Raw genomic sequence first — 7,734 nt, 5'->3', positions numbered from 1 at the left:
AATTTACTCTCCGACTATAGCGTATTAAAGCCGTCTGAAAAGCAGCAACGGGTTTTCGGAAAGGATGCTGTTGCCGCCGTTTTCAGACGGCTTTGGTACGCGTTTTTTCAGTTTGTTTTTCCACAAGTAGGGCGGGGCTGCTGCCCCGCCGCTCAGTTACAGAATGAGCGTTTACTCCGATACCTTTCCATCTTTGCCTTTCGGTAAAGCGGCGGGGTGGCAACCCCGCCCTACGACGTTGATTGCTGCAAACAAAAAACCAAGCCGCAGGCCGGAGATGTAATCCGCCCTGCGGCTTGGGTTTTGTCGGTTTCGCTATTCCGCGCCGACCACAACGATATGCAGTGCGTCGGGATTAACGCGGCGCTGCCAGGCTTCGCGCACCTGTTCGACGGTCAATGCGGCGATGGCTTTCGGGTAGGCTTCCAAATAATCATCGGGCAGGCCGTATTCGCCGATCAGGCTCAAATAGCCCAGCAGCTTGGCGTTGGAATCGAAGCGCAGCGGGAAGCTGCCGACGATATTGTCTTTGGCCTGCTGCAATTCCGCTTCGGTCGGGCCTTCGGCGATAAATTGGCGGATAACGGCGCGGGTGTCGTCCAGCGCGGCGCGGGTGTTTTTCTTTTGTGTGGCGAAAGATACGGTAAACGGCCCGGCTTCTCCTGCGGGGTCGAGGCTGCTGTGCACGCCGTAGGTGTAGCCTTTGCGGTCGCGCAGCTGCTTCATCAGACGGCTGTCGAAGCCGCCGCCGCCGAGTATGTAGTTACCCGCCACCAGCGCGTAATAATCGGGGTCTTTGCGGGTAATCAGCGGCAGGCCGAGGATGACTTTTGCCTGTTCGCCGGCAAAGGGAATGTTTTGCTGCGCGGCGGGCTGTGCGGGCACGGGCGGGATGTTTGGCGCGGCGGCGTGTGCGGGCAGGTCTTTCAGGGCGGCGCGTACCAGGCGTTCGGCGCGGCGGCGGTTGATGTCGCCGACGATGGCGACAACGGCGTTGTCTCGGCCGTAGTGGGCGCGGTGGAAGGCGCGGATGTCGTCTGGGGTCACGTTTTTCAGGCTGTCCACCGTGGTTTGGGCACTGCCGCCGTAGGGGTGGTTAGGGTAGGCCAGGCGGGTAAAGGCGCGTCCGGCGGTAAAATCGGGTGTGGTTTCCATCTGCTGCAGGGCGGTTACGGCCTGGCTTTGGCGGCGGCGGAAAACGTGTTCTTCAAAGCGCGGCTGCGTCAACGATTGGTTGAGCAGCGCCGCGGCTTCTTTGAGCGGGGCGGGGCGGCTCAGGCTGCGTAGGCTGACGGACGCGCTTTCGCGGTCGCTGCCGCTGGAGAGATACACGGCCAAATCGTTGGTTTTGGCTTTGAAGGCTTCTTCGTCCAGCGTTTTTGTACCGTCGGTCAGCAGCGCGGCGGTAAATTCGGCCACCTGGCTTTTGCCTTTGGGATTGGACGCGCTGCCCGCGCCTTTGAAGGTGATTTCCATATCGACAATCGGATTGTCGCGGCGCTCGACCAGCAGAATCTGCGTGCCCTCGGGCGTGCGCCAGCGTTGGATATCGACGGCGTGGGCGGCGGGCAGGAGCAGCAGTAGGGCGGGAATCAGGGTTTTGAGGTTCATGGCTTGCTTGTCTTTACATAAGGCCGTCTGAAAACGGGCGAAATTCAGACGGCTTGTCGGAAGGGCGGTTTTTCGTCGGAGAAGTTAAATTCTGCGACTGTATCATTCGGATGCCGGTTTGACGATGACAATACTCTCGCGCGGCTCGGTCAGCAGGCGGGCGGCGGCCTGCACGTCGCGGGTGGTCACGCGGTTTAGGCGGCGGCGGATTTCGGCTTCGTCGGTATAGCGGAAGCCGCGCGTTTCCAATCGGCCCATCAGTGATGCCTGCGTACTCATGGCATCGCGGGCGTAGATTTCATCGGCTTGCGTGCGCTTTTGCACGCGCGCCAGCTCTTCGCGGCTGATGCCTTTGTCGGCAATATCTTGGATTTCGGCACGCAGCTGCGAGATTAAATCGTCGGCGGCCACACCCTCGGCGGGCATGGCAATCAGGTTGAACAGCGGCGTTTCACGGCTGAGCAGGTCGTAGCCGGCGCTCGCGCTCAAGGCCGACTGGCGGCCGCGCACCAGGCGGCTGTCGAGACGGCTGGACGAATGCCCGGCCAGAATATCGGAGAGCACGTCCAAAGCATAAGGCATGGTGTCGTCGAGCTTTTGCAGCGGCGGCACGCGGTAGGAAAGCGCAATCAGCGGCTGGCGGGTCACGGCGGAGGTGGTTTCCGCATAAGCCGGCGCGCGTTCCTGCGCTTCGCTCAAATCGTTGCGCGGCGGCGCGGCTTTGGCGGGAATACTGCCGAACAGCTTGGCGGCGGTTTGCAGGGTATCGCGGGCATCGACATCGCCGACGATTACCAATACGGCATTATTCGGCGCGTAATATTTGCGGTACCAGTCGCGCAGGTCTTCCGCCTGCAGCGCGTGCAAATCGTCCATATAGCCGATGACGGCGGCGCGCATAGAGGGCCGGGTAAAGGCGTTGAGATAGATGTGTTCCCACAGCTTGCCCGCAGCGGAATCTTCCGTGCGCTGGCGGCGCTCTTCGCGGATAACGCTCATTTCATTGCGGAACTCTTCGTCGCTGAAATCGAGATTGTGCATACGGTCGGCCTCGAGCGCCAAAATCTGCGGCAGATTGGCGGCGGCGGCGTTTTCGTAATACACGGTTTCGCTGCGGTTAGTATAGGCATTGTTTTTACCGCCCAGCGCCGCCACGATGCGGTTGAACTCGCCCGAGGGTACGGTAGGCGTGCCCTTAAACATCATATGCTCCAGCGCGTGGGAGAGACCGCTTTTGCCCGGTTGCTCGTCGATGCTACCGACTTTGTACCACAGCTGCACCACCGCCACCGGCGCGCGTTTGTCTTCTTTTACGATGACTTTCAGGCCGTTGGGCAGGGTTTGCGACAAGGTTTGCGCCCACGCGGGGGCAGACAGGGCAAGGCATAAGGCGAAAAGGGTGCGTAACATGGTGTGTGTTCGGTAGGAGAAAGCCTTGATGATAACGGTTTGCGTTTGAATAGGCAAACCTGCCGTCTGAAAACAGTATTTTCAGCCAAAAACACCGTAAAATAAGCCTTTCAGCCAAATTTACATTCCGCAAAAGGGGGTAAAAGGCTGTATTTTTCTCTTTTAAAATCAATGGCCGTAAAAATTTTGCGGAACACTTTTTATGCTTTTGAAATACAAAATAAGCCCCCGAACTTGTAAATATCGCTTACAAGTTCGGGGGTTTTACTTATTTCCGGCCTGCCAACGTGCCCAGCATATCCGCCAGCCGCGCGAACACTCCGGAGAGAATATTTCTGACGGCTTTCGGGGCGACGGCATCGAATGCTTCCAGAGCGTAGCCGGTAATCAGCCCCGCGCCTACGCCTGCCAAGCCGCATTGCCATACGCCGACATCGGGCAGGTAGCGTTCTGCAATCGCGGCGGCGGCATAAATGCCGATGATGATTTCCATCAAGGTGCGCCGCCAGCCGTCATCCTGCGTTTTGGCCGAATGAAACGAGCCGACCACGCTGCCGATCATGGCAAACAATATGCCCGTATGAGTAAACAGTAATTTCCATTCATCCATCATCTACCTTTCAAGTTGCTTGCGGCGGACTTCTTCCATCATAGAAATGCCTGTTAAGGTACACATCAACCATAATACGGTAGGCAGCACAAAGCCGGTATTCAAGGGCGGATAGGCAGCTTGAAAGGCGACGCTGACGAGTAGCCAAATCAAGGCGGCAACCAGCAGCAGGTAGCCCGCCGCCGCTTCGCCTCTGACGCCGCGCCCAAACAGTGCGCTGATTTGCGCACCGCTGAAGCCGGTGAAAAACAAGGCCAAATAAAACGCATTCAGCGTTTTAAATTTCTCGTAAATCGGCATTTCATACAGCAAATCGCCGTCAATTCCAAATACTACGGCATAGCCTAAAAAGCCCAGCGCGGAGCCGAGCTGTATCAGGCGGCTGCCGCGCAGCAGCCATTGTTTGAACCAGTAAATTTTTTGGCGGGCTTCGCCTAAAATTCCGCACATTTTCATGACTGCAACCCCGCTACATAGACGGTGCGCCCCTTTACCGTTTTCGCCGTCAACACCTGATTGCGCATACCGCTATTCCAGCGAAAGCCGATATGCACCCATGCCCCCGCGCCGCGCTCCGGGAACTCTAAAATCAGTTGGTCGAATTTAATCAAACCCTTATCGCGCATTTCCAAGATTTTGCGCGCCAATTCGGGCGACGTGTAGCCCACCGCGTCAATATCCGCCGCGCTGCCGTAGCGGTGCGCCGAAGTGCTGCTGCCGCCCACCGCGCGATTCACTGCCGCCGAGCGGAAGCAGCTTGATACCACAATCGGGGCTTCCACGTAGGCGCGGATTTTTTCCAATTCCGCCGCCGTTTTTTTAATGTTCGCCAATTCGTTTGCATTGGGTGTATTGTTCAAACCCCGCCGCTTGGCCGTATCGCTGCGGGTTAATTCCGCTAGGCTGAAGTGTTCGGTAATTTGCATATTGAGTTCCTTTCATCATAAAAAAAAGCCGTCTGATTTTCAGACGGCCTCATGCCAAAATAAATCAAGTAATCTTAAAATCCCGCTTCATCTGCTTAAGCAGCTTGGCGAGGTCTTTTTTATGGATAAAGTCCCCGCCCGTGGTGTTGATGATGACCGTATCGCCGCTGCTGCCGCCGTTCCCCGCCATATCGCGGATAGTTTGGGCGTGTTCTGCGGGCAGTACCATCTCGTTCTCGTGTAACTGCGTCAGCGGGTTGATACCGGCCGGAATGTCCCAGCCGCCCGCCGCCGACGGAATGCGCGTGACCGTGGTTGTGCTTGAAGAGCCGCTGCCGCCGCCAATCAAACCCATGACCATAGACATCATCGCCCCCATCGCGGCCGCCGCCAGTATCGGGCCGACATAGGGAATACCGGCCTGCGAAGCTGCGCCGCCCGAAGCGGCCTGCAAGGCGTTTTGACCGACAACATTTGTAGTCTCCGCCGCTTTCAAGCCCTGCGTTTTACTGGATGCTGCGGCTTCCAAGCTGCCCTTGGTATTGAACAGCATCTGATAAATCGCTGTTTCCTGAATATAGCGTTGAAACATCTGTTGCAAAGGCTTGGTAATCATTTCCTGCATAAAAGTTTGTGCAATCGATTTGAACGCCTTGCTCATTGCGCCCCGGAATGTTTCCGTGCGGTTCAAAATCGAATTGAACGCCTCGCCCATATTATCGCTCAGGCTTTGCCAAGTGGCCTTACCGCCGTCTTCCAGCATTTCGCCTAAAGAGGGCATATCTTGGCGGCGCTGCTGCTCGCGTTTGCTTTGGTTTTTACCCTGTTTACGCGTGTGCTTGCCGTCCAGCTCCTCAAGCTGCTGCCGCATTTTCGCAATGGCTTTGTCGCTGTAGGTCGGGTCTTGCTCCGCCAACTCGATGCGGCGTAACAGCGCATCCCGTGCGATTTCGTAGCGGCGCTCTTCAAACTCGATTTCCGCATCCAGTCTCTGAAGCTGCGTTATGCGTCCCGCCGCGAGGGCATGGTCTGCCGCGTCTGCTTCCATCTCAAGCGCATGTTCCGCCGCCCGTTGCCGGGTCTCCAGCTCCTGCAACGCCGTTTCCGTTTGCTGCTTCGCAAGCTGCATTTGCAGCGCATTGATTTTTTCGCGCAGCTTCACACCCGTTTTGCTGTTGGCATCAACAGTTGCCAATTTTTCCTGCCAAAACTTCAATTCCGCCGCAATATCCCATTCCTTGTGGGATTTTTCAGCAACCTGCATTTCCTTGTGCGCCAGCTTCTGCGCGTTGATGATGTCCTGCCATTCGCGCATCGGGTCGGTTTCCCGGCCTCTGCCGCCGCCGCCGCCTTTTCCTTTACCTCCTTTCTTCCCGCCGCCGCCTTTCTTCCCGCCGCCGCCACCGCCGCCCGGTTTGGGTTTGGCCGTGCCGCCGCCACCACCGCCGGATGCACGTTTCATCGCCCGGGATTCGCCGATATTGGCCGCGCGGGCGCGGATATTGTCCACTATCCCGCCTACACGGTCTTTTGTCATACTGTCGGCAATCCGCCCGCCCAAACCGCCGTCATTTGCGCGACCGATAGATACGTTTGCCAGCTTGTCAATGCCGCTGCCGCCAACCAGCGATACAGCAGAGTTGACCATATCGATTAAGCCGTTAATCAGGCCGATAGCGCGGTTAACCATGCCCTCGATGGCGCTCAAGAATACATTGGCAATCGTAGCGCCCAAATTACTGAAAAACTGCGGCGCATTGTTCCAAGCCCCTTTTACCAGCATATAGGCCGTAGCAAAGGTATTGATAACGGCGTTGATTTGGGTGGAAACGACCGCGTAAATAAAGCCCATCACAGAATTGAAAATATCCTGCCACGAACCGACGCTTTCGTCTAAAAAGCCCGTCAAATCCGACCACAGGCCGCTTATCCAGTCGCAAGCCTCGCCGACGGTTTCCGTAATCATGTCCCATACCGCCTGCGCCACATCTTTCAGGTTGCTCATGCCGTCGCCGAAAATATCGATTTCGTCGCCAAACTCCTGAAATGCCGCAATCGCAAGGCCGATACCCGCCACCACCAAGCCGATAGGATTGGCAAGCAGCGCCATATTCAGCCCCAACGTTGCCGCCGTAGCAGCCAGAGCAGGAGCAGTGACCGCAACAAATGCCGCCGCCAAGCCTGCCACAACCGGCACGATGAAATTGAGATTATCCCCAACCATCTTAATGACCGAAGCCACGCCCGACATAATGCCGGTATCGTTCATTACGGCGGAAACCATGCTTTTCCAGTTGTTTTGGAAAACAGTCAGCGCTTTACCCATCGAAATAGGCATATCCGCCGCCTTTTGTGCGAACGATTCGGAAGCCCCTGAAATTGCCTTGAAAATCACATCTGCCGTCAGCTTACCCTCGCTGCCCAGCTTTTTGATTTCCGCGCGGCTTTTGCCCATATACTCGGCAATCGTATCAAGCAGAATAGGGGCTGATTCGGCAATGGATTTAAACTCATCGCCCTGCAAGACACCGCTGCCCAGCGCCTGCGAAAGCTGCAATAACGCGCTGGCCTGCTGCTCGGCGGCTACCCCGCCGATAGTCATCGCATTGTTGGTAGCCTCCGTGAATGTCAGGATTTCCTGCTGTGTGTAGCCGTATTCCTTCAAAGCTCGGGAAGTTTTGACATACAGATTGCCTGTAGCCTCAATATCCGCCCCCGTTCGGTTTGCAATCGCAAGCAATTTTTCCTGCACGGCCTCATACTCGCCCGCGCTGTCCGTTACTTGGCGGATTTGGTTGTTCAGGCTTTGCATACTGTCGGCAGTTTTCATCACGCCCACAGCAAAATCCGCCGTGACCAAACCGCCCAGCAGCATACCGATTTTGCCGAAACTGCCACCCAAATTGCCCGCCGATGTTTCCGCGCTCTTCATCTCGCGCTGCAAATCTTTCAGACGGCTTTCATACTCCTTCTGCGTAATCGCCCCGCGTGCCAGCTCGTCATTCAGCTTTTCAACCGCATATTCGAACTTTTCAGCAGGGGAGGCCGAAGCATTAAAAGCCGCTTCAAGCTGCTTAACCTTACGGGCAGCCGTTTCCGCATCAACGCCGCCGGCCGTCATAACCTGATTAACCGTTTCCAGTTGCGCTTTCAGGCTTTCCAGCGGCGTGCGGGTTT

7 protein-coding genes are annotated in these 7,734 nt (G+C 56.7%); 1 reads left to right on the top strand and 6 read right to left on the bottom strand.

Going from position 1 to position 7,734, the window contains the following annotated elements; translation table 11 throughout:
- The coding region (locus BDE01S_RS11530) for a hypothetical protein (RefSeq protein ID WP_218015841.1) at positions 1-207 on the top strand (207 nt) is incomplete at its 5' end.
- A 108-nt stretch (positions 208-315) separates the two neighbouring features.
- On the opposite strand, the gene BDE01S_RS00410 is transcribed toward BDE01S_RS11530, so the two are convergent.
- The 6 genes from BDE01S_RS00410 to BDE01S_RS00385 form a co-directional block, all read right to left on the bottom strand.
- Positions 316-1,611 carry a M16 family metallopeptidase gene (locus tag BDE01S_RS00410; RefSeq protein WP_066075696.1) on the bottom strand — a complete coding sequence of 432 codons (1,296 nt, stop codon included), beginning with the start codon at positions 1,609-1,611 and terminating at the stop codon, positions 316-318.
- Between the two features lie 102 nt (positions 1,612-1,713).
- Positions 1,714-3,021 carry a M16 family metallopeptidase gene (locus BDE01S_RS00405; RefSeq protein WP_066075692.1) on the bottom strand — a complete coding sequence of 436 codons (1,308 nt, stop codon included), beginning with the start codon at positions 3,019-3,021 and terminating at the stop codon, positions 1,714-1,716.
- Positions 3,022-3,289: 268 nt separating this feature from the next.
- Positions 3,290-3,634 carry a hypothetical protein gene (locus BDE01S_RS00400; protein ID WP_066075689.1) on the bottom strand — a complete coding sequence of 115 codons (345 nt, stop codon included), beginning with the start codon at positions 3,632-3,634 and terminating at the stop codon, positions 3,290-3,292.
- Positions 3,635-4,081 (bottom strand): hypothetical protein, encoded by a 447-nt coding sequence (locus tag BDE01S_RS00395; RefSeq protein WP_147283903.1) that lies wholly within the window; start codon positions 4,079-4,081, stop codon positions 3,635-3,637.
- Between the two features lie 2 nt (positions 4,082-4,083).
- A complete protein-coding gene (locus BDE01S_RS00390) occupies positions 4,084-4,557 on the bottom strand; it encodes a D-Ala-D-Ala carboxypeptidase family metallohydrolase (protein ID WP_066075683.1) in 474 nt (157 codons plus the stop codon).
- Positions 4,558-4,621: 64 nt separating this feature from the next.
- Positions 4,622-7,720: a tape measure protein gene (locus BDE01S_RS00385; protein WP_416178186.1), complete on the bottom strand. Its 3,099-nt coding sequence runs from the start codon at positions 7,718-7,720 to the stop codon at positions 4,622-4,624.
- Positions 7,721-7,734 lie beyond the last annotated feature (14 nt).

It is taken from the genome of Bergeriella denitrificans NBRC 102155 (genome assembly GCF_001592185.1).
Taxonomy (GTDB): domain Bacteria; phylum Pseudomonadota; class Gammaproteobacteria; order Burkholderiales; family Neisseriaceae; genus Neisseria; species Neisseria denitrificans.
This window is presented reverse-complemented; position numbering and strand designations above follow the sequence as displayed.

Coding starts and splice junctions, on each gene's coding strand:
- BDE01S_RS00410 (WP_066075696.1), bottom strand. CDS start 1,611: ATGAACCTCAAAACCCTGATTCCCGCCCTACTGCTGCTCCTGCCCGCC.
- BDE01S_RS00405 (WP_066075692.1), bottom strand. CDS start 3,021: ATGTTACGCACCCTTTTCGCCTTATGCCTTGCCCTGTCTGCCCCCGCG.
- BDE01S_RS00400 (WP_066075689.1), bottom strand. CDS start 3,634: ATGATGGATGAATGGAAATTACTGTTTACTCATACGGGCATATTGTTT.
- BDE01S_RS00395 (WP_147283903.1), bottom strand. CDS start 4,081: ATGTGCGGAATTTTAGGCGAAGCCCGCCAAAAAATTTACTGGTTCAAA.
- BDE01S_RS00390 (WP_066075683.1), bottom strand. CDS start 4,557: ATGCAAATTACCGAACACTTCAGCCTAGCGGAATTAACCCGCAGCGAT.